Raw genomic sequence first — 20,319 nt, 5'->3', positions numbered from 1 at the left:
TACATAGCCTGTAAATATAAAGTGATTGAATAAGACAGACACATGAATATTAAAAATATATTAACGGAAAAAGCAGTTGCAGCAATGGTTGCAGCAGGACTCCCAGCAGACACGAACCCGGCGCTAACACAAAGCACTCGTCCACAATTTGGTGATTATCAGATAAATGGCGCGATGGGTGCTGCCAAAAAACTGAAAACAAATCCAAGAGACATTGCACAAAAAATTATCGATAACCTCGATTTAGATGGCATTGCAGATAAATTAGAAATTGCCGGTCCTGGTTTTATCAACATTCATTTGTCGGCGCAATTTTTAGCAAATGCATTACACCGTGCAAAAGAAGATAAAAAATTAAGTGTCGCTGAGCATGCAAAGCCCGATACCGTAGTGGTTGACTATTCAGCGCCTAATCTAGCTAAAGAAATGCACGTAGGTCATTTACGTTCAAGTATTATTGGTGATGCGGTTGTACGAGCACTCGAATTCCGTGGTGACAATGTTATTCGTCAAAACCACATGGGAGATTGGGGAACGCAATTTGGCATGTTGTTAGCACATTTAAACGATAAGCTAGCAGCGAATGAAGTGGCTGAAACTGCTTTAGAAGATTTAGAAGACTTTTATCGTCAAGCCAAAGTGCGCTTTGACGATGAAGAAGGTTTTGCAGACCGCGCTCGTGAATATGTAGTTAAACTTCAAAGTGAAGATGCAGAGTGCATGAAACTGTGGCACCAATTTATTGATACTTCTATTAAGCACAGTGAAGAAATTTACCAACGTTTAGGTGTAACGTTAACTCGCGACGACATCATGGGCGAGAGTGCTTATAACCCAGACTTACCTAATGTGATTGCTGAATTAAAAGAGCAAAACATTGCGGTTGAAGATCAGGGCGCACAAGTTGTGTTTATTGATGAATTAGCAGATAAAGAAGGCAATCCTTCGGTATTTATCGTGCAAAAGTCAGGTGGTGGTTACTTATACTCAACAACCGACTTAGCTGCTATGCGTTACCGCTCATTTAAGCTTAATGCTGATCGAATTATTATCTTCACGGATGCTCGCCAATCATTACACTTTAAACAAGCAGAAATTGTAGGCCGTAAAGCTGGCTTCATCCGCCCAGAAACGACTTACGAGCATAGCCCGTTTGGTACTATGATGGGGCAAGATGGCAAGCCATTTAAAACACGCACAGGTGGTACAGTTAAGCTAAAAGACTTATTAGATGAGTCGATTGATCGTGCAGCTAAATTAGTGGCTGAACGTAGTAATGACTTTAGTGAAGCAGAGCAACAAGAAATTGCGCAAAAAGTGGGTATTGGTGCAGTTAAATACGCTGACCTGTCGAAAAACAGAACCAGCGACTACGTTTTTAACTGGGATACCATGCTTAGCTTTGAAGGTGCTACAGCCCCTTATTTACAGTATGCGTACACTCGTGTGTCTAGTATTTTTAGAAAAGCAGGTATTGAAGCCGCAAGTTTAACAGCCGACATTCAGATTGTTGAAGCGCAAGAAAAAGCACTAGCAATCAAGTTACTTCAATTTGAAGAAGTGCTTGATGTAATGATTGCAGACCGTACACCACATGTATTGTGTAGCTATTTATACGAATTAGCTAGCTTATACATGAGCTTTTATGAAGCGTGTCCAGTATTAAAAGATGGCGTAGAAGAAGCCGTAAAACAGAGCCGCTTACAGTTGTGTGACTTAGTTGCACGCAGCTTAGAAACTGGATTAAATCTACTAGGCATTGAAGTACTAGAACGCATGTAAATTTTAGTACGTTGTAATTTTTAATTCTAATTACTAATTACTAATGTGAAATACTACTAAGCCTGTTTATGTATTTGTTATTAATACAATATAAACAGGCTTTTTTATTACTCAAACTGCTACAATTGTCGTATTTGTAGCCATAAGCATAAATAAAATACTGATGATGAAATTAGACGATATAAGACGGCAATATAGTCAGCATGGGTTAGAGCGAGATATGTTGGCAGATGAGCCAGTTGTGCAGTTCGAACGTTGGTTACAAGACGCCATTGACGCAAAGCTGAGTGATCCTACTGCAATGACGATAGCCACGGTAGATGCGCAAGGTCAGCCGTCGCAGCGAATAGTATTACTAAAAAACGTAGATGAAAATGGATTCGTTTTTTATACCAATCTTGAAAGTAAGAAAGCGTCAGACTTAGCGGTAAACAATAAAATTAGCCTTCATTTTCCATGGCACTTTATTAATCGTCAGGTAATTGTATACGGCGAAGCAGAGCCGTTACCTGCTTCAACAGCATTAAAATATTTTCTTTCCCGCCCCAAAGAGAGCCAGTTAGCAGCATGGGCTTCAGCACAAAGTCGTCCAATATCGTCACGACAAGCACTATTAGAAAAGTTTACCGAGATGAAAAATCGATTTAAAGATGGCGATATTTCACTACCTAAATTTTGGGGAGGATACTTGGTCAAGCCTCATAAAATTGAATTCTGGCAGGGACGAGAAAATCGGCTGCATGATCGTTTTATCTACGCTAAGAATGACCAACAGCAATGGCAGGTACAGCGGCTAAATCCGTAATGCATACTGTAGCAAAGAGCGAGAGCTTGTTTACCCTTGTTCTTTGCTTATCCGGCAAACTAAAAACAGTCTAGTTCATGGCGTAATTCGCACAATCCGCGCAATTCACACAATTCACACAATTCGCCCAATCTGCGTAGTTGAATGGAACAATATGAAAATTAAAACAAAAATCTTGGTGCCAATAATACTCGCCAGTACTTTAGTTAGCTACTCAAAATCACCAATTGCTAACACATTCGACCCTGTTGCAGCATGGGAAGAACTTGAAAGCGTACTCAAACAGCAATATGCATACATAGATAAGCCAGATTTTAATGTGCAGCATATGTTCGATGAATTTAAGCACCGGATTAAAAGTGCAAAGAACAAAAAAGAATTTGCCGATATTAGCCAAATGTTTTTGCGCCACTTTCACGACCCGCATTTAAACTTAGGCCCTTACGATGAAAAAGATTTCAGCGTATTTCCAACAGGATCTGACATTAGAGCAACTTACCAAAACAATCGTTTTATTGTTGACGATATTAAAGCTGATTCTGCTGCGGATCTTGCTGGTATTCGTCCGGGTGCTGAAGTCGTCAGTATTGATAATTTGCCTGTAAAAAAGGCGGTTGAAAACATATTTGGTCAGGCCTTTAAACAACTAACGGTGACGCAAATTAACTATGGTGTTAACGTAAGTTTAGGTGGCTATAGAAATAAAGAACGGATAATAGAGTTAAAGCACCATGGTAAATTACAACCCTACCATTTGGCTGCAAGCTACAAATCAATCAATATGACGGCAAAAGGGCCAACCATCACCTATAAAAAGCTGAATGACCTTGGCTATATTCGATTTAATAACTCACTGGGTAATTCAAATACGGTTAGTGCCTTTAAAGAGGCAGTTACAAAGCTGTCAGAAACAAGCGCCTTGATAATAGATCTTCGCAATACGCCAAGCGGTGGAAATACAGGAGTCGCAGAACCGATATTAGGTCATTTTGTTAATGACAAGGCGGTGTATCAACTTTATCAAGTACAGGAAGGTGACGTTTTTTATAAAGATGCCAAACTTGAAAAAGCGTATGTTATGCCTACAACGCCGCATTATGCAAAGCCTTATGTTGTATTGGCTGGGCGCTGGACTGGTAGCATGGGAGAGGGGATGATTATTGGCTTTGATGCTATTGGTGCAGAAACCGTAGTTGGTGCGCCTATGGCTGATCTGTTAGGTGGTATTAAAACAGTTAAACTTAATAAAAGTGACACGTGGATTGAACTTGGCTTTGAGCGCCTTTACCACGTAAACAAAACATATCGAGAAGACTTTGAGCCACATATTCTATTAAGCCCAGCTGACAGAGACGCTAACGGAAACGATCCAGCTTTAGCTGTAGCCCAGCAGATGCTTAATGAAAAACTAAGGTAAACATTGTTAAATGCACTTTATCGACAGTCACTGCCACTTAGACTTTGCCACATTCGATGATGACAGAGTCAATGTGATTAAAAGAGCACGCGAATTAGGAATAGACAAGTTTGTTATTCCTGCCGTAAACCAACATAACTGGGATGCCGTGCTGAAATTAGCGGCCAGTGACGAAAGTATCTTTGCTGCATTAGGCTTCCACCCTTGGTTTTTAAGTGATGCGTTCGAAAAGGCACAAACGAAGGCTGATATTGTTGATGAACATATGCAGCAGCTTTTAGATAAGTTGTTGCAGAATAACGCGAATATAGTCGCTGTTGGTGAATGTGGGTTAGATAAAGTTGCAGCAAATAATGACGAGGAATATGCGTTGCAAATGCAGTTTTTTGAAGCGCAGTTAGCTTTAGCTGAGCGCTTGAATAAGCCTGTGATCATCCACCATAGAAAGTCACACCAAGACTTGATTCGATGTATAAAGCAAGCCCAGTTAGCTTGTGGAGGCGTCATTCACGCATTTTCTGGTAGCGAGCAAGATGCACAACAATACGTGAAACTTGGCTTTAAGCTTGGGGTTGGTGGCACAATTACTTATCAGCGAGCAAGCAAAACTAAGAAGGCATTCGCCTCTGTGCCATTGCAAAGTTTAATACTAGAAACAGACAGCCCGGATATGCCAGTAGCAGGCAAACAGGGCAAACGGAATGAGCCTGCTAACCTTATTCCTATTTTTAACGCGTTATGTGAAATCAGACCTGAAAAACCGGACTATATTGCTAAGCAGCTTTACGCTAACACCACTGATTTATTTAATTTACATTAAGAACGTAATGTATAACTTAAGCGCTAATTTAAGTCGCTCGACTCTTCAGCGTCGGTTTTTTGTAGCTGTCTAGATCTAACCGACAAACGACTGAATCGCGAAAAAGCCCTCGTTAATAGAAATCCCATACATCCCGCAAGTATCATCATTAACATGGTTTGCCGCATAAAGTTTTCGTGGAGCACGCTGGCTTCAAGCGTTGCGGTTTTTTCAATGTAAGTTACACGCAAAAATCCAAGCCTTTTGTCATTACTTTCAATGTCTACCACTACCGGCTTAAAGGTAAAATCTTGATAACTGTCGTCATCGTGATAGCGCTTTTTCGCGGTTATACTGTTTTCAGAACGATAGAGAATATCACCATGTTTGCCGTAGATCATAACATCTTCAATAAAGGGATTGTCAGCAAGCTTTTTCACTAAATGCACGATTGCTTTCTTATCTTCATTACTAATGAAATACGCAGCCATGTCTGCCGCTTGAGTAGCCATTGAGCGCGCAGCATTAACCGCAATATGTTGATAATTATTAATACCTTCAACTTTCGCATTTAACCATAAATTTAATAAGACAATTAAAATACAAATTGAAAACCCTAATTGCGCTAATTTACGATAAATGGATGTAGTTCTAATTGCGTTAATAATAGTTCCAAAATTAAAGAGTTAATGGGCTAAAAGTTTGCGAGTTTCTAACGTAGAATGCAATAGCTAAGTTCTATAAGTATTAACGGATTTTGATAACTTGTATAGGCCATTAGGAGTCGTCCTAATGCTTAATCGATAATAAAGAGAAGAATATTAATGAGCGCCACAGCATTTCAGGTAGATGTAACGAACACCGTAGCGTTAACAGCGTTAATGGATGAGCTTGCAGTACAGCAGCAGGCTGCATTTTTTAGCAATGAAAAATTTAGCCATACTTCCAGTAGGGGTGAAATCCCTACTGAGTATCACAAAATTTGCTTATTTGGCCGAGCATTAAATGCTGAAGAGCTACAAACGTGTTTAACGGTATGCTTATTTCCTTCTGTCACCTCTTTTTATTTTTCGTCAATTAAGCCCACTGACACGTTAGAAGCCGCATTCTGCTTTTATTTACGAGCCGATGAAAATGAAGCGACACTAAACAACATCTTTGAAAAGCTGACCAACAGCATTAATGATGTAGAAGTTATTTGCTATGCATCAGCACCGAGACTGAAAAAGCCCGGTTTATTAGTAATGGACATGGATAGCACCGCAATTGATATAGAATGTATCGATGAAATTGCTGTATTGGCGGGAGTGGGTGAACAAGTATCAAAGGTGACAGCCAGTGCAATGCGCGGAGAACTAGACTTTGCACAAAGCTTAATCCAACGAGTAGCAACGCTTAAAGGAACAGAGCAACACGTGTTACAGCAGGTATTAACTAACATGCCACTTATGGAAGGGGTGAAGTCGTTAGTCAATACTTTGAAGGCAAACGGTTGGAAAGTGGCAATCGCATCAGGTGGGTTTACTTTTTTTGCCAATGATTTAAAACACCAGTTAGGCTTAGATGCGGCGATTGCGAATGAGTTAGAAATAATAAATGGCGTTTTAACAGGAAAAGTAACGGGGCAGATTGTTGACGCAAACGTAAAGGCGCAAACAATAAAGCAACTCGCTCAGCAACATGGTATTCCACAAAGTCAAACGGTAGCAATGGGAGATGGTGCCAACGACTTAGTCATGATGAGTGCAGCACAGCTTGGCGTGGCATTTCATGCTAAACCTGCGGTGGTTGAAAAAGCAGATATTGCTTTTCATGACGGTGGGCTTGATCAACTACTCTATGTTTTGTCGTCATGATAAAACAACGCTCCTTATTTATTGATTGTTGTGATGATCATCAGCAGTCATATCAATTGCATTTAAGGCATATTGCACCCGAAGGAAAAGCTAGTTCACCTGTACTCATGGTGCATGGCGCGATAGAAAACGGCAAAATTTTTTACACCCATAAAGGTAAAGGGGTGGGCTGTTTTCTGGCAAGGCAAGGTTTTGACGTATATGTTCTTGACTTGAGGGGACGGGGGCAATCAACCCCAGCCATCTCAAGTAGCAATAAACATGGTCAATTCAATTCAATCGCGCAGCAAATTCCAATCGCCATGAATTATATCCATCAGCTGAACTCAAACCCTATACACCTAGTTGGGCACTCTTGGGGTGGCATTATGCTCACTTCTACATTAGTGCGCTATCCAGACCTGGCTAACATGGTAAGTACGAAATTGTTTTTTGGCACCAAGAGAAGTATTTCGGTAAGCCATTTAAAAAAACGTTTAATGATCGATGTGCTGTGGAATGGCGTTGCACCTTTATTAAGTAAAGTTATGGGGTATTTACCTGCAAAGCAATTACAGTTAGGTAGTGATAATGAAACGTATGACTACTTAAAAGAGTCAAGACCTTGGGTAAATGGTAAACCTTGGAAAGATGTCGTAGATGGGTTTGATTACGAGCAAGCGGCAATAGCACACCAAGACAGATTGTCTAACATTCCGGTATGGCATTTTGCTGCGGTAGATGACCATGTGCTTGGTCACCCAGTCGATGTTAAACGTTTTCAGCGTGAAGCGCAGCAAGAACATGGAAAGTATACTTTATTAGGAAAGGCGCAAGGTAATTTGGCTGATTATGATCATATAACCATGCTTACTCACCCGAAATGTGAACAAGATCATTTTCCACAGATAGCAAAATGGATGCTACAGTTATCTCATTAACGTATTTCTGCGAAAAGAAATGGGTACAAAATGAACGCATTTACAATCAATTTAAAAACACTGATAGCGTTAACCGTGGCTATTGGTATATCAATCACTGTCTACGCAAATAGCGCATTTGATAATGAAAAGATTAATGTTGAATGGAGCTTAGTGGCTGGAGAATACTTAGGGCCGAATGGTGACGCATATCGGCTTATTCCGGCAGGTAATAAATTGTATTATGTTTATAACAACGGACCGAAAAGAGTTTTAGAGCCGCTTGGTGACAATCAATTTAAACTGCAAAAAAGTCCATCTTGGTTAAAAGTAGATATTACAACTAAGCCTAAACAACTTATTTTTTACGCATCAGAAAACGCGGTTCCAGTTACCGCGTTTAATACAAACCGATTAAGGCCGTTATCTCAAGCTAGACCTAAATTCAATGCACCTTAATATTCTTACCTGTTGTTTATCGTCATTAATTTGGGAGTTTATATTTTAACCGCTATAGTTATTCTATACTTGAAAAGTAATTTTTATCAATTAATAGAGGAACATAGTAATGGCAAACGAAGGCTACCATGAACCAGTTGAAGAGCTGTCTGATGAAACGCGTGACATGCATCGCGCTATCATTTCGTTAATGGAAGAACTAGAAGCGGTTGATTGGTATAACCAACGTGTAGACGCTTGCAAAGACGACGAGTTAAAACAGATCTTAATTCATAACCGAGATGAAGAAAAAGAGCATGCCGCCATGGTGCTGGAATGGATCCGTCGTCGCGACAGTAAACTAAGTGAAGAAATGAAAGACTATTTATATACAGATAAGCCAATTGCCCATAAATAGTTAGTACTCATGATAATTGAAATAACGCATGCTTTTTTATCAAATATCTAAGGGTATTCCTACATTCACAACGTGCGTTATTACTTGCTTATTTTTACTTACCGCTATTTTTAATTAGCGTTGCTTTTAATTAGCGTTACCTTTAATGAGGGTTACTTGCCGTGGCACTTTTTAAACTTTTTCTCGCTGCCGCATGGGCAAATATCATTTCTACCTAATATTTTGCTTGGGCGTTCAAAAATTGTTCCCGAATGATATTTCCATTCGTTATTTTCAACAATAAAATCTGATAACTCATGCAACTGATGGTACTCATTACCGTAAAGATAATGAGCGATAAATTCAACTTGGCCAGTGGCATGGTTATTTAGCGCTATATCATCACTGTTAGTAATGTCGAGTTTGATGAACTCTACTTGTTTTGCCCATGCATCAATGTCATCAACAGTGTTATCAAGCTGGCTTTGCTTTGAGTAGGTTTGAAAAATATAATTGCTGTTGCACAGGGTATAGGCTGTAAACCGAGATCGCATTAATTGTTCAGGGGAGTGAGCTTTGCTTTTTCCCTCTATGATTGGGCCGCAGCAATTTTCAAATGGTTTTTCCGAGCAGCAAGGGCATAACGTCATTAGTGTAATTCTATTTAATAGTATTTAGCGTTATTTTCGATTTTATTTAGCGGTAATGCAAATAGCGTAGAGACAAATATTAATTGCCTTGAAACAAGAAGGGGAGTGACCCCTTCTTATTTTTAACATGAGTGAGCTGTTATAAAGTCATTGCGTATTTGAAGTTACTGAGTATTTAAAGCTACGTCAGGCTTGGTTGTTAGTCACCGCCAATCATATCGCCGATACCACCTAATACACTTCCTTCTCCTTGTCGGCTGCCGCCAGCTTTAGGTGCGTGTTCTAGAATTCTGTCAGCCAAACGAGAAAATGGTAAGCTTTGTACCCACACTTTCCCATGCCCGCGAAGGGTGGCCATAAATAAGCCTTCGCCACCAAAGAACATGCTTCGGAGTCCTTTAACGCGCTCAATATCGTAATCAATGCCTGCCGTGAATGCGACTAAGCACCCAGTGTCTAACCTAAGTGTTTCACCGTTAAGCTCTTTTTCAATGACTGTGCCACCAGCATGAAGGAAAGCCATGCCATCGCCTTGTAAGTGCTCTAAAATAAAACCTTCGCCGCCAAAAAATCCGCTGCCAAGTTTACGATTAAATGCGATATCTATTTTAGTGCCCAATGCTGCACATAAAAAAGAATCTTTTTGACAAGTGATTTCTTCGCCAATGGTAGCCATGTTAATTGGGACGATAGACCCCGGAAAGGGGGCGGCAAATGCAACTCGTTTCTTACCCATGCCTTGGTTGGTAAAATGAGTCATAAATAATGATTCGCCGGTGATCATACGTTTGCCAGCAGAGAACAGTTTGCTCATAAAGCCTTGGTTAACGTCTGAACCATCTCCCATTTTGGCTTCATAACTGATGCCATCTTCCATATAGTTCATAGCACCTGCTTCAGCAATAACCGTTTCAGCAGGGTCGAGCTCTATTTCTACCATTTGCATTGAATGGCCAATAATATCGTAATCAATTTCATGACAGCGCATAATAAATGTCCTTTGCTTTGTGATAATCCAATTTTAGATTATCGATATAATTAGCTAAGTGCAATTTGTAGAAAATAAATATTTGTAACTGAATATAGATAAGACACTGTTAGCGTTACATTAGGTTATAGATGTAACGCTAAATTGAAGTGATTTAACAATAAGAGGTGCAATAACGGTTAAGCTGACTCGGCTATTTCAGGCCTGAAAATCGCAGTAGGATTAATAATGAGGCTGTGGGCATTGCCTATTTTTACCATACCACGTAACATTTTCTTTGTGACTTCGTTCAGCTCGAACCCCGTATTCATTAGCTCATTAAGCGACTTTATTTCGTTATTATTAATCGTCACGCTATCTTCCACTTTATCCACCAACAAACCAATATATGGCGTTCTGCCATCTTTAGTAGTGAAAACAATAATTGGCTTATAGCTTTGTTCCACCTGCTCTTTGGCTGAGTCAAACAAGCGGTTTATTTGAGTAGCGTAGGTGGCTCTTACACGGTTAATGTCATCAAGGGCAGGTTGTATTTCTACATTTTTTTTATGATTAAGCGCAGGGGTTAATACTGCAAATAAGTTTTGAAACGGTTCTTCAAAGCGCTCTAAAATTGATTGTAAGTCTTCGTTATCAACGTCAAAGCTGTCCTTCCATTTCATAAACTCTGTTTGTTTCGGGTTAATAGCATGATTAAAGGGCAGGTCGTTTTTAATTGAGTTTTCTAGCGCGTTTAACCAATCAATATGTTCGTGTTCGAACGAACGGAATTTTTCAAATAGTGCTTCATTTGTTTCTTTAGTCGAGCAGTTATTCATAATAATTCCTAAATCGAATACCGGAGTAGGAATATCCATGAAATCTTTCACTCCCAAAAAGCTGTTATCAGGAGAAGGAATATTAGTAAGGTCGCTGTTATATCGTTCGGTTAACAGAATATCGAGAATATCAAACGCAACGTATTTATTGCCTACTTTGAAGTTTACTAAGTCCATGTTTTGCCCTAAACATTTGAATAAATTTGGTACAGCAGTCTTTAGAAGAGTATAGACGTAAACGCGTAAGTTGGAGTTTCAAGTTACAATAAAGCGCGTTTGATAAGGGCAGAATAAGAAAATGCCTTTACTCACATAAATAAGTAAAGGCAGATTGGATGTTAGTGAAGAATGCGAGCGCGAATTGTGCCTTCAATGTTTTTCAGTTCTTGCAGGGCAATTGCACTTTTCTCAGCGTCTAAATCAATAACCACATAACCAATGTGTTCACTGGTTTGAAGGTACTGCGCGGCGATGTTTATACCGTGTGCAGTAAACGCTTCATTAATTTTAGTAAGAATGCCTGGTTTATTTTCATGAATATGCAGAATGCGACTACGGCCTGCTTGTTCGGGTAACGATACTTCTGGGAAATTAACCGCAGATAAAGTGGAGCCATTATCACTATATTTAGCAAGTTTACCCGCCACCTCAATACCAATATTTTCTTGTGCTTCTTGGGTAGAGCCACCAACATGAGGTGTTAAAATTACATTATCAAACTCTCGTAAAGGCGAAATAAATTCTTCTGTATTTGATTTCGGCTCTACTGGGAATACATCAATGGCTGCGCCAGATAGGCGCTTATCGCGCAGTGCGTTAGCTAATGCGTCTATATCAATCACAGTGCCGCGCGATGCATTAATAAGAATTGCACCTTGCTTCATTAAAGCCAATTCAGCTTCACCAATCATATTCTTAGTTTGCGGCGTTTCTGGCACATGCAGAGTAATAACATCACTTTTTTTCAAAAGCTCAGTCATGGTTGACAGTTGGTTGGCATTGCCAAGTGGTAATTTAGTTTCAATGTCATAAAACAGCACGTTCATGCCAATATTTTCAGCCATAATGCCAAGCTGAGTGCCAATATGGCCATAACCAATAATACCTAACGTTTTGTTACGAGCTTCAAATGATCCCGCTGCTGACTTTTGCCACTCGCCTCGATGTGCCATTGCATTTTTTTCAGGAATGCCTCTAAACAATAATAAAATTTCGCCTAATACCAGTTCGGCTACAGAGCGGGTATTGGAAAACGGCGCATTGAATACGGGAATACCACGAATTTGCGTGGCCTCGAGATCTACTTGATTGGTGCCGATACAGAAACAACCAACCGCAACTAATTTCTCTGCGGCAGCAATCACATTTTCGGTGATTTGAGTTCTTGAGCGGATACCAAGAAAGTGAACATCTTTAATTTTTTCAATCAGTTCATCTTCAGGTAAAGAGGTTTTTATATATTCAATGTTGCTGTAACCATTGGCTTTTATTACTTCAATTGCGCTGTGATGAACGCCTTCAAGTAATAGTATTTTTATTTTTTCTTTCGCTAGAGAGATAACGCTCATTTTACTTCCTAAATAGCACAGTGAGTAGGGTTGTCATTTTTATTATGTTAACTAACGACGTTGTTAGCTGTGTATTATGTAAGCAGGTTTAGTATGAATAGCTCATACTAAGGCTGCTTTTAGTGATAATACTGCTCATTATGAGCGTGTTTGAGGCCCATTTGGTGTACCAACAATCACCACGTCTGCTCTACGGTGCGCAAACAAACCATTGCATACAACGCCAACAACGTTGTTTAATTCGGTTTCAAGGTGAAGCGTGCGATGAATCGACATATTATGCACGTCTAAAATAACATTACCGTTATCAGTGACTACGCCTTCACGGTATACTGGGTCGCCTTCAAGTTTAACGATTTGACGCGCAACATAACTGCGCGCCATTGGAATAACTTCCACAGGAAGAGGAAAGTTACCTAATACGTCAACTTCTTTGCTTTGATCAACAATACAAATAAACTTTTTAGCTACGGCGGCAACAATTTTTTCTCGTGTTAGTGCAGCTCCGCCGCCTTTTATCATTTCATTATTTGGGTTTATTTCGTCTGCACCGTCCACATAAATAGAGAGATCTGACACGCTATTTAAATCAAAAACTTCTATACCAAGGGCTTTCAATTTTTCAGTTGAAGCTTCAGAGCTTGAAACAGCGCCCGCTATTTTGTCTTTAATGGTGCCTAACGCATCGATAAAATGATTAACGGTGGAACCAGTACCTACACCAACAATGCTGTCGTCTTCTACATATTCTAATGCTGCCCAAGCTGCTGCTTTTTTCATTTCATCTTGCGTCATGTTTGCGACCTTATTTTTGATTGTTGTTTGAGTTTAGGGCATGCCCTAATTATGTATATAGCTATGTTTAAATTTGCACTCGTTTTTTCGATTATAACGAAATGTGAATATAGCGAAATGCTTAATTTAAGTAATTACTCTATTTTTAAAAATTAAATGCCGAGTCGGTGTAAGTATTTGTGAAATAGGTATATCCCAACTTTCAGTTGGAACATGATCTATTTCTTGGCAGTCGTGTGCTAAACCAATTACGTGGGTGTTTTGGCTTGTACCGTTTACCTGTGTTAATGCTGATAGCGTTCTATCATAAAATCCACCGCCCATTCCTAAACGGTTGCCTTGTTGGTCGAATGCGACCAAAGGCGTAAAAATAATATCGAAGTGATGAATAGGAAGAATATAGCGGCAATCAAGAGCAGGCTCTGCAATACCAAATCGATTGTGGGTCATTGGTGTAGTTGGAGTATATTGCTGAAAAATCAGATGACCTTTGCTAAAAGGATGGAGAATGGGTAAGTAGACGTGCTTATGTTGTTGCCATAATGCCTGAATAAGAGGGAGTGTATCTAGCTCACCATCATTAGCGGTGTAAATAGCGATATTCTTAGCAGTAGTAAACAAATCTATACAATTTACTTGCTCAACAAGCTGGTTTGCAGCTTGGATTTGCGCTTCTTTAGATAGTTGTTGTCGCCTAGCGCGAATTGATTTTCTAATATCTTGTCTAATCACGTTCAACTAATTTATCTGATTTTATTCACTAAATTCTAGCATAGGGAATACTTAGAATTAACGACTAATTTCAGCTAAATGCTTAGCTAAGTCAGTTTTGCAACATTAGTAACGCACTTCATTGCAGAGTGGTTAATCCATGCTATTTTTCTAATAAAGGTATCTACCTTGGGTGACCGTTATGAACAAGTACACTTGCAAAGGTAAAGAAGGAAGTTTTTACCAATTACATACTAACCAAACCGATCAAGGATGGACTATCGATATTACATTCGACATTGTTGATAATAATCATCTGCAAAATATCCACTTTTACAGTGAAAGTTACTTCCCATCGGAAGAAGACGCCATTAAAACAGGGCAACAGATTTACAATGAAGAAAGTAGGAAGTTGAAGTAGAAAGTTGAAGTAGGGGATAAGTTTTTAACCACTAAACTCAGTAAGAATTTGGGTAAAAATGCGATAACTTAGGGAAATACGTTATCGCATTATCCAAATTGTAACTGGCTAGATTGCACCAGCCATGAATGGTTTTACAAGTCAGACTATAAAGCTAACGCCAATTCTGTACCTTGTTTAATCGCACGTTTTGCATCTAGTTCAGAGGCAACATCAGCACCACCAATTAAGTGGCCTGAAGGGTGATTAATTTGTTCGGCTAAGGTTCTATTTGGCTCTTGGCCAGCACATATAATGACGTTATCAACGTCTAATAACTGATACTCCCCGTTCACGTTCACATGTAATCCAGCGTCATCAATTTTTAAATATTCACAACCTGCCAGCATCTGCACACCACGTTTTAATAAGCCTGCTTTATGTGCCCAACCTGAGGTTTTACCAAGGTTTGCGCCTACTTTAGTGGTTTTACGCTGTAGTAGATAAAGTTGACGGGCACTGCGGCTAAATGTTGGTTTCATACCTTCTACACCACCGCGCGCTTGCATGGTCATATCAATACCCCATTCGTTCATAAAGGTAGGAATGTGTTGGCTGGCTGACTGCCCTTCATGGGCAAGATATTCACATATATCAAAACCGATACCACCAGCGCCAATCACAGCCACTTTTTTACCTACGGTTGCGCCATTCATCACATCAATGTACGACAATACTTTTTCATGGTTAACACCTTCAATTTCAGGTGTACGAGGAGTAATACCAGTGGCGTAGATGACTTCATCAAACTCATTATCTTTAAACGTGTCGGCATTAACTGTGGTGTTCAGTTTCACGTCAATGTTATGAATTTCTAGCTGGCGTGCAAAGTAACGAAGCGTTTCGTAGAATTCTTCTTTGCCCGGTATGCGTTTAGCAATATTAAATTGTCCACCTATCTCTGATGCACTATCGAATAATGTAACACTGTGTCCGCGTTGTGCCGCGGTGACCGCGCTTGCTAAGCCAGCAGGGCCTGCACCAATTATCGCAACGCGCTTAGAGTGACTTGCTTGCGTAAGCGTTAATTCAGTTTCATGGCAAGCGTATGGGTTAACTAAGCAACTAGTTAGCTTTCCTTCAAATACATGATCTAAACAAGCTTGGTTACAGCCTATACAGGTATTAATTTCGTCACTTTTTTCTGCAAGGGCTTTGTTTACAAGGTGCGGATCTGCTAAAAACGGGCGAGCCATTGAAATCATATCTGCGTCACCTCGAGCAAGTACCTCTTCTGCTACTTCTGGCATATTAATACGGTTAGAGGTAACTAGCGGCACTGTAAGTGCTTCACGCATTTTTGCCGTTACCCAAGTGAATGCTGCACGTGGCACTTTTGTGATAATGGTCGGAATTCGCGCTTCATGCCACCCAATGCCCGTGTTGATAATGGTTGCGCCTGCTTTTTCAATTGCTGTACCAAGTGAGACAACTTCTTCGTATGAACTCCCTTGCTCAACCAAATCAAGCATAGATAAGCGGAAAATAATGATAAAGTGTTCACCAACCGCTTCACGTACTTGGTTAACAATTTCAACGGCTAATCGAGTGCGGTTCTCATACTCGCCACCCCAGCCATCGTCACGGTGGTTAGTGCGCTTAGCAATAAACTGGTTAATGAAATAACCTTCTGAACCCATAATCTCAACGCCATCGTAACCTGCTTCTTTGGCAAGCGAAGCGCTGTGTACAAAATCATTTATTTGTTGATTAATTTCTTCTTCAGAAAGTGCTTTAGGCTTTATTTGGTTAATCGGTGCTTGAATAGCTGATGGCGCGACTGCTTTAGGGTTGTATGCGTAACGTCCGGTATGAAGTATTTGCATACAAATTTTGCAGTCGTACTGGTGAACGGCGTCAGTAATTAATCTATGGTTTTCTACATCTTTAGTCGTTTGCATACACGCCGCGCCTACAAAGCCAGCGCCTTCCTCATTAGGGCTAATTCCTCCGGTTACAATTAAACCTACGCCGCCTTCTGCGCGTTGTCGGTAAAATTCAGCAATACGGGCAAAGCCATTAGGCACTTCTTCAAGTCCTAAGTGCATAGACCCCATCATGGCTCGGTTTTTTAATTGTGTAAATCCAAGATCTAACGGTTCAAACAAATGCGGATATTTAGAATGTGCTTGGCTCATAACGGTACCTAGTTGAAATTTAAATGTGATCCAGACGTTTTATTATTTTTGATGTTAATCTAGACGCTGTCTAGTTCTAAAATAACGTTGTATTTTGACACTGTCAAGATGCTTTGCTAGATTGTCGATGAATCTTAAGTTAGAAAATGTGGTAGTAAAGAAATTGTGGTAAAAGCTAAATACCATCATGGTGATTTAAATAAATCGTTGTTAGAAGCTGCAACTCAAATCATTAAAGAAAACGGTGTTGACTCACTGTCTATGCGAAAGCTAGCTGATAAGGTGGGTGTCTCGCGTACAGCGCCATATCATCACTTTAAAGATAAAAATGCTTTGCTTTGCGCTATTGCAGCGGCGGGTTTTAATAAACAAATAGCGTTGTTAAAACGGTATACAAAAACTGATGATACTGACAGCAGTGCCAGTGACAGCAATAACCAACAAAATAATAAGGCTGTGTTTGAAGAATATGTGATGGCGTATATAGAATTTGCCAACAAAAACTCTGCTACTTATGACTTAATGTTTGGTAAAGAAATTTGGAAGCTTGGTCAACCTAGTGATGCGTTGAAACATATTTCTAAACAAAGCTTTCAATCGTGGGTTCAGTGGATAGGGGACTTACAAAAAGCAAACGTACTCGCTAGTGAAGAGTCCGCTTTGCGGATGGCACAAGTCTGTTGGGCAACGTTACATGGTTTAAGTCGCTTACTTAACGATGGCGTATATGAGCAATCCCACGGGTTATCAGCAATGGCTAAAATTACCGCTAAAATGCTAACAACCGGACTTTCATCACACAATTAGAGTGATTATGTGCTGCAATTATTATTATGAGGTGCAACTTATAACCACACGAGTATAATTCGGCAGTCTTAACACCACATAAGTAAACGAGTTTTACAACTTAAGGAAACCTAATGTCAAAAGATGATAACGAGCAAATCTTATCTATTCCTCCAAGTACACTTGTGTTCAGTGAAGAGTTCGGCTGGGGAGAGACGTTTACGGGGATCACAGGAATTAACGAGCAAACAACAATAAGGTTTGCTCACGGCAGAGAATTAATAACCGCTAGAAAAATTATTGAAGAATTAATCCCTGCTGCTGAAAATCATCCAGATAAAGACAAGCAATAGCGTTGAACCAAGCCATCAACGAAAGCTAGCTGATGGCTAAGATAGATTGAAGACCGCTCCGTTTTGTTATTCCGGCTTTTCAGATATTTCTTTGATGGTGACAGAGCCTTGAGGGATGCGTTTATATTTATTTAAAAAAGAAAACACTTTAGTAGCGCCATATTGCTCGGCAAATAAAGTAATGTTTTTATCATTACATTCAACGGTATTCGCCACATAGACTCTGGTTAAGTTTAGTTTACTTATTTGGCGCATTAATTTACTTTTTTTATCTTTAGCAGCATTAACGCACAACTTCGTATCGTCGCTATTATCGGTCGGAATAAACTCATATATTGCGGCATTAGAATGCGCAGCGAATACTAGCGTAGCAGCTACAATTGCAGTATTTAAGATTTTCATAACGTATCTTCCTTTGCAGTGTGCTTTAGCACCAACTTAACTCTTTTAGTCAGTGCTCCCCAAGCGTAAGTGTGTTTGTTGATGGGTTATTAAAAGATAGTAGAAATTTATTTGGAGAAGCTTTAAACAAAGCAAGAAAGCGTATTTTTATTGTTACATTTTAATTCAAACACGTTTGGGGTTAGGCCTGAGCAAGGTATCAGTGAACAGAGCTAAAAAGAGGTGTAGTAGTGCATTGCACTAATAAAAAATGGTGTTCCCCGAGTGTGCCGCATGAAGCAGTTGCCCTTGAACCGTAGGTTCAAGGCGGAACTTACATCTAAGCCGTAGGCTTCCCGGTACATGCCAGGCTTGCACAATAGCAAAGAATATAAATCCCTGTTGTAAGTTTATCGGCTAGGGACTCGCTGCTAAATTGCAAACACCCCAGGGAACATAATACGTATTTAAATGATAACTTTTTTAAATCACACAAAGCACTTAAAAAGTTACATTTAAATATACATTATCTACGCTTCTTTCGCTTTCCTTTTGCCTTGTAATCAAAATGCTTTTTAGCTTCAGGCTTTTTAGAATCAGACTGTTTAGGTTCAGCGCTTTTATTTGTTGAGCTATTTGTGCCATTGGTTGCAACTGTGCCGGTATCAGGATTTTCAACCATAAAGCTACTTAAGTTGTTTTTGCCACTATTTTGATTAAGTCTCACAGCCTGAGCCAAGCTGTTGTTCATGTAGTGGTCTTCATCCATAAACTGCATTGAGTTGGCACTTTTATGGGATGCCTGTGGCACGCTTTGGTTATTTTTTTGCTGTTCTGTAGCGGTCGCTTCAACCGCGATAGCTTCATTTGGCTCGTTAATTGATTCACCGTCTTGAATGTTGATGTTGGTATTGATATCCGCATTCAACTGCGTGCTCGCACTTTTAACTTCAGCCAATTGTTCTTCAATGCTTTGCGTCATATGAGCCAACGCATCGAGTTTTTCAGACTTATCTGCTATTTCTACTGCTTGTTTCTCAACGGTTTGACTAAGCGAGTCATATTTAGACTGAAGTTCAAGCAGTTCATGACAAATATTAAAAGCGGTTAATACTAAGGCGTTTTCGTTTCCTTGAAGCTTAGAGTGCTTTTTAGCATCAAGCAATCTTTCTTCAAGCTTACTTGCTGTTTTAAACAGCTCATGTTCTTTGCCTTCGGGACAACGAAAGGTATATTGTTTTTCTAAAAGAGTAATAACTACTTGTTTATTTTGCATTATACCGCCTTAACTCTAAATTCCATTTAGTTGTTTACTGGCTTAACTGTAATAGAAAAGCTAAAAATTCACCTCTTTAACATGCACTTTATAAGTCCCTGAAAGTCCACCAAAAAAAGGATGCGCACTATAACGTTAGCGCCACCAGTATTCAAGAGATATTCAATGCATAAAGCAGCAAAATCATTAAATAAAAGGCGGTTGAATTTAACGTATTCATTTTTAGTGAGGGTCAATGCCATAAAAACAAGTCGTAATATAAAAATATACTGATAATTTATTTATTAACTTTTGTTTGGCGCTTTTATAATCGTTGTACTTTTAGTGATTTATAATATTAGAGTGTGTTAACTGGTATAGTGCGAAACCTAGTGATAGGATCAAACTAATGAATTTAAAAAGAGCGTAGAATCCATGTCTGATGACATTTATATCAACATAAAAAATCTTCAAAGTTTATTCGATCAGTTTGATATTTACGCCACCCCTTATGAAGTGCATGGCATTGTTACTGGCATGGTGTCGGGTGAAGTAGAAGAAACAGAGCAGGACGACGTACTTACATTATTAAGCGACTTAATTAATGATGGTCAAAATTTTGCGAAAGCATTAAAGCAACCTTTATATTCAATGTATCTGGAAACTAAAGATGGTTTATCAGATACCGATCTCCAGTTTATGCCATTACTTCCCGACGATGACGAGCCACTTTCAGACCGCATCGAAAGTTTAATTGGTTGGATTCAAGGCTTCTTAGTTGGCTTTGGCGTACGTAAAACAGATTTAAAAGATGCCTCTGATGATGTGCAAGAGGCACTTAATGACTTTGCTGAAATCACTCGAATGGATACGGATATGTCTGAAGAGGAAGAAGCAGAAGAAGCCTACTTTGAAATTGTTGAGTATGTGCGTGTATCGGCCTTACTATGCTTCACCGAATTTCATCAGCAAATGAAGTCAATAAAAGCTAAAAAACCTACCTTGCATTAATATGAGCAGTCC

Annotated in this window: 22 protein-coding genes and 1 other RNA gene; 12 read left to right on the top strand and 11 right to left on the bottom strand. The window is 39.5% G+C overall.

The genetic code is table 11. From position 1 onward, the window contains the following. The first annotated feature begins 42 nt into the window (after positions 1 to 42). From argS to HUU81_RS11765, 4 genes are all read left to right on the top strand, one after another. The gene (gene argS / locus HUU81_RS11780) at positions 43 to 1,782 is read left to right on the top strand and encodes an arginine--tRNA ligase (protein WP_199609135.1); all 1,740 of its coding nucleotides are present in this window, start codon (positions 43 to 45) and stop codon (positions 1,780 to 1,782) included. 166 nt (positions 1,783 to 1,948) lie between these two features. Next, positions 1,949 to 2,587, top strand: coding sequence for a pyridoxamine 5'-phosphate oxidase (pdxH, locus tag HUU81_RS11775; protein ID WP_199612045.1), 639 nt, complete (start codon positions 1,949 to 1,951; stop codon positions 2,585 to 2,587). 154 nt (positions 2,588 to 2,741) lie between these two features. Next, entirely contained in the window at positions 2,742 to 4,004 is a 1,263-nt protein-coding gene (locus tag HUU81_RS11770) for a S41 family peptidase (RefSeq protein WP_199609134.1), read from the top strand. A 10-nt stretch (positions 4,005 to 4,014) separates the two neighbouring features. Continuing rightward, positions 4,015 to 4,824, top strand: a complete 810-nt coding sequence (locus HUU81_RS11765) for a TatD family hydrolase (RefSeq protein ID WP_199609133.1) — start codon at positions 4,015 to 4,017, stop codon at positions 4,822 to 4,824. Positions 4,825 to 4,847: 23 nt separating this feature from the next. On the opposite strand, the gene HUU81_RS11760 is transcribed toward HUU81_RS11765, so the two are convergent. After that, positions 4,848 to 5,405, bottom strand: a complete 558-nt coding sequence (locus HUU81_RS11760; RefSeq protein ID WP_267983427.1) for an AhpA/YtjB family protein — start codon at positions 5,403 to 5,405, stop codon at positions 4,848 to 4,850. Between the two features lie 222 nt (positions 5,406 to 5,627). Here HUU81_RS11760 and serB point away from each other — a divergent pair, with 222 nt between their 5' ends. The 4 genes from serB (at position 5,628) to HUU81_RS11740 (ending at position 8,414) form a co-directional block, all read left to right on the top strand. Next, positions 5,628 to 6,659, top strand: a complete 1,032-nt coding sequence (gene serB / locus HUU81_RS11755; protein WP_233520492.1) for a phosphoserine phosphatase SerB — start codon at positions 5,628 to 5,630, stop codon at positions 6,657 to 6,659. Continuing rightward, the gene (locus HUU81_RS11750; protein WP_233520491.1) at positions 6,656 to 7,579 is read left to right on the top strand and encodes an alpha/beta fold hydrolase; all 924 of its coding nucleotides are present in this window, start codon (positions 6,656 to 6,658) and stop codon (positions 7,577 to 7,579) included. The genes serB and HUU81_RS11750 overlap by 4 nt, the downstream gene beginning before the upstream one ends. 30 nt (positions 7,580 to 7,609) lie before the next feature. Further along, positions 7,610 to 8,017, top strand: coding sequence for a hypothetical protein (locus HUU81_RS11745; protein WP_199609132.1), 408 nt, complete (start codon positions 7,610 to 7,612; stop codon positions 8,015 to 8,017). Between the two features lie 109 nt (positions 8,018 to 8,126). Beyond that, on the top strand, positions 8,127 to 8,414 hold the full coding sequence (locus HUU81_RS11740) for an encapsulin-associated ferritin-like protein (protein ID WP_199609131.1): 288 nt from the start codon (positions 8,127 to 8,129) through the stop codon (positions 8,412 to 8,414). 152 nt (positions 8,415 to 8,566) lie between these two features. Here HUU81_RS11740 and HUU81_RS11735 read toward each other — a convergent pair whose 3' ends face one another. The 6 genes from HUU81_RS11735 to HUU81_RS11710 all read right to left on the bottom strand — a co-directional run bounded on the left by HUU81_RS11735 (position 8,567) and on the right by HUU81_RS11710 (position 13,944). Further along, the gene (locus HUU81_RS11735) at positions 8,567 to 9,043 is read right to left on the bottom strand and encodes a YchJ family protein (protein WP_199612041.1); all 477 of its coding nucleotides are present in this window, start codon (positions 9,041 to 9,043) and stop codon (positions 8,567 to 8,569) included. Between the two features lie 199 nt (positions 9,044 to 9,242). Next, on the bottom strand, positions 9,243 to 10,031 hold the full coding sequence (locus HUU81_RS11730) for a TIGR00266 family protein (RefSeq protein ID WP_199609130.1): 789 nt from the start codon (positions 10,029 to 10,031) through the stop codon (positions 9,243 to 9,245). 179 nt (positions 10,032 to 10,210) lie between these two features. Continuing rightward, positions 10,211 to 11,026, bottom strand: a complete 816-nt coding sequence (locus tag HUU81_RS11725; RefSeq protein WP_199609129.1) for a chemotaxis protein — start codon at positions 11,024 to 11,026, stop codon at positions 10,211 to 10,213. A 161-nt stretch (positions 11,027 to 11,187) separates the two neighbouring features. Next, the gene (serA, locus tag HUU81_RS11720; RefSeq protein WP_199609128.1) at positions 11,188 to 12,417 is read right to left on the bottom strand and encodes a phosphoglycerate dehydrogenase; all 1,230 of its coding nucleotides are present in this window, start codon (positions 12,415 to 12,417) and stop codon (positions 11,188 to 11,190) included. A 138-nt stretch (positions 12,418 to 12,555) separates the two neighbouring features. Beyond that, on the bottom strand, positions 12,556 to 13,212 hold the full coding sequence (gene rpiA / locus HUU81_RS11715; RefSeq protein WP_199609127.1) for a ribose-5-phosphate isomerase RpiA: 657 nt from the start codon (positions 13,210 to 13,212) through the stop codon (positions 12,556 to 12,558). Positions 13,213 to 13,338: 126 nt separating this feature from the next. Continuing rightward, a complete protein-coding gene (locus HUU81_RS11710; protein WP_199609126.1) occupies positions 13,339 to 13,944 on the bottom strand; it encodes a 5-formyltetrahydrofolate cyclo-ligase in 606 nt (201 codons plus the stop codon). A gap of 181 nt (positions 13,945 to 14,125) precedes the next feature. On the opposite strand from HUU81_RS11710, the gene HUU81_RS11705 reads away from it, so the two are divergent. Further along, positions 14,126 to 14,344, top strand: a complete 219-nt coding sequence (locus tag HUU81_RS11705) for a hypothetical protein (RefSeq protein WP_199609125.1) — start codon at positions 14,126 to 14,128, stop codon at positions 14,342 to 14,344. 146 nt (positions 14,345 to 14,490) lie between these two features. On the opposite strand, the gene HUU81_RS11700 is transcribed toward HUU81_RS11705, so the two are convergent. Next, positions 14,491 to 16,521 carry an oxidoreductase gene (locus HUU81_RS11700; protein WP_199609124.1) on the bottom strand — a complete coding sequence of 677 codons (2,031 nt, stop codon included), beginning with the start codon at positions 16,519 to 16,521 and terminating at the stop codon, positions 14,491 to 14,493. A 165-nt stretch (positions 16,522 to 16,686) separates the two neighbouring features. Here HUU81_RS11700 and HUU81_RS11695 point away from each other — a divergent pair, with 165 nt between their 5' ends. Both HUU81_RS11695 and HUU81_RS11690 read left to right on the top strand, forming a co-directional pair. Next, positions 16,687 to 17,328 (top strand): TetR/AcrR family transcriptional regulator, encoded by a 642-nt coding sequence (locus HUU81_RS11695; protein ID WP_199609123.1) that lies wholly within the window; start codon positions 16,687 to 16,689, stop codon positions 17,326 to 17,328. A gap of 113 nt (positions 17,329 to 17,441) precedes the next feature. Then, positions 17,442 to 17,660 (top strand): hypothetical protein, encoded by a 219-nt coding sequence (locus HUU81_RS11690; protein WP_199609122.1) that lies wholly within the window; start codon positions 17,442 to 17,444, stop codon positions 17,658 to 17,660. A 66-nt stretch (positions 17,661 to 17,726) separates the two neighbouring features. On the opposite strand, the gene HUU81_RS11685 is transcribed toward HUU81_RS11690, so the two are convergent. The 3 genes from HUU81_RS11685 to HUU81_RS11675 form a co-directional block, all read right to left on the bottom strand. Continuing rightward, a complete protein-coding gene (locus tag HUU81_RS11685) occupies positions 17,727 to 18,062 on the bottom strand; it encodes a DUF3718 domain-containing protein (protein WP_199609121.1) in 336 nt (111 codons plus the stop codon). Positions 18,063 to 18,315: 253 nt separating this feature from the next. Next, a non-coding RNA gene (gene ssrS / locus HUU81_RS11680) (6S RNA) lies at positions 18,316 to 18,498 on the bottom strand. A gap of 69 nt (positions 18,499 to 18,567) precedes the next feature. Beyond that, complete coding sequence (locus HUU81_RS11675) at positions 18,568 to 19,317, bottom strand: cell division protein ZapA (RefSeq protein ID WP_199609120.1); 750 nt, start codon at positions 19,315 to 19,317, stop codon at positions 18,568 to 18,570. Between the two features lie 414 nt (positions 19,318 to 19,731). Here HUU81_RS11675 and HUU81_RS11670 point away from each other — a divergent pair, with 414 nt between their 5' ends. Then, complete coding sequence (locus HUU81_RS11670; RefSeq protein ID WP_199609119.1) at positions 19,732 to 20,307, top strand: UPF0149 family protein; 576 nt, start codon at positions 19,732 to 19,734, stop codon at positions 20,305 to 20,307. Positions 20,308 to 20,319: the final 12 nt, after the last annotated feature.

Origin of the sequence: Flocculibacter collagenilyticus (genome assembly GCF_016469335.1) — a bacterium.
In the GTDB taxonomy this organism is placed as follows: Bacteria; Pseudomonadota; Gammaproteobacteria; order Enterobacterales; family Alteromonadaceae; genus Flocculibacter; species Flocculibacter collagenilyticus.
This window is presented reverse-complemented; position numbering and strand designations above follow the sequence as displayed.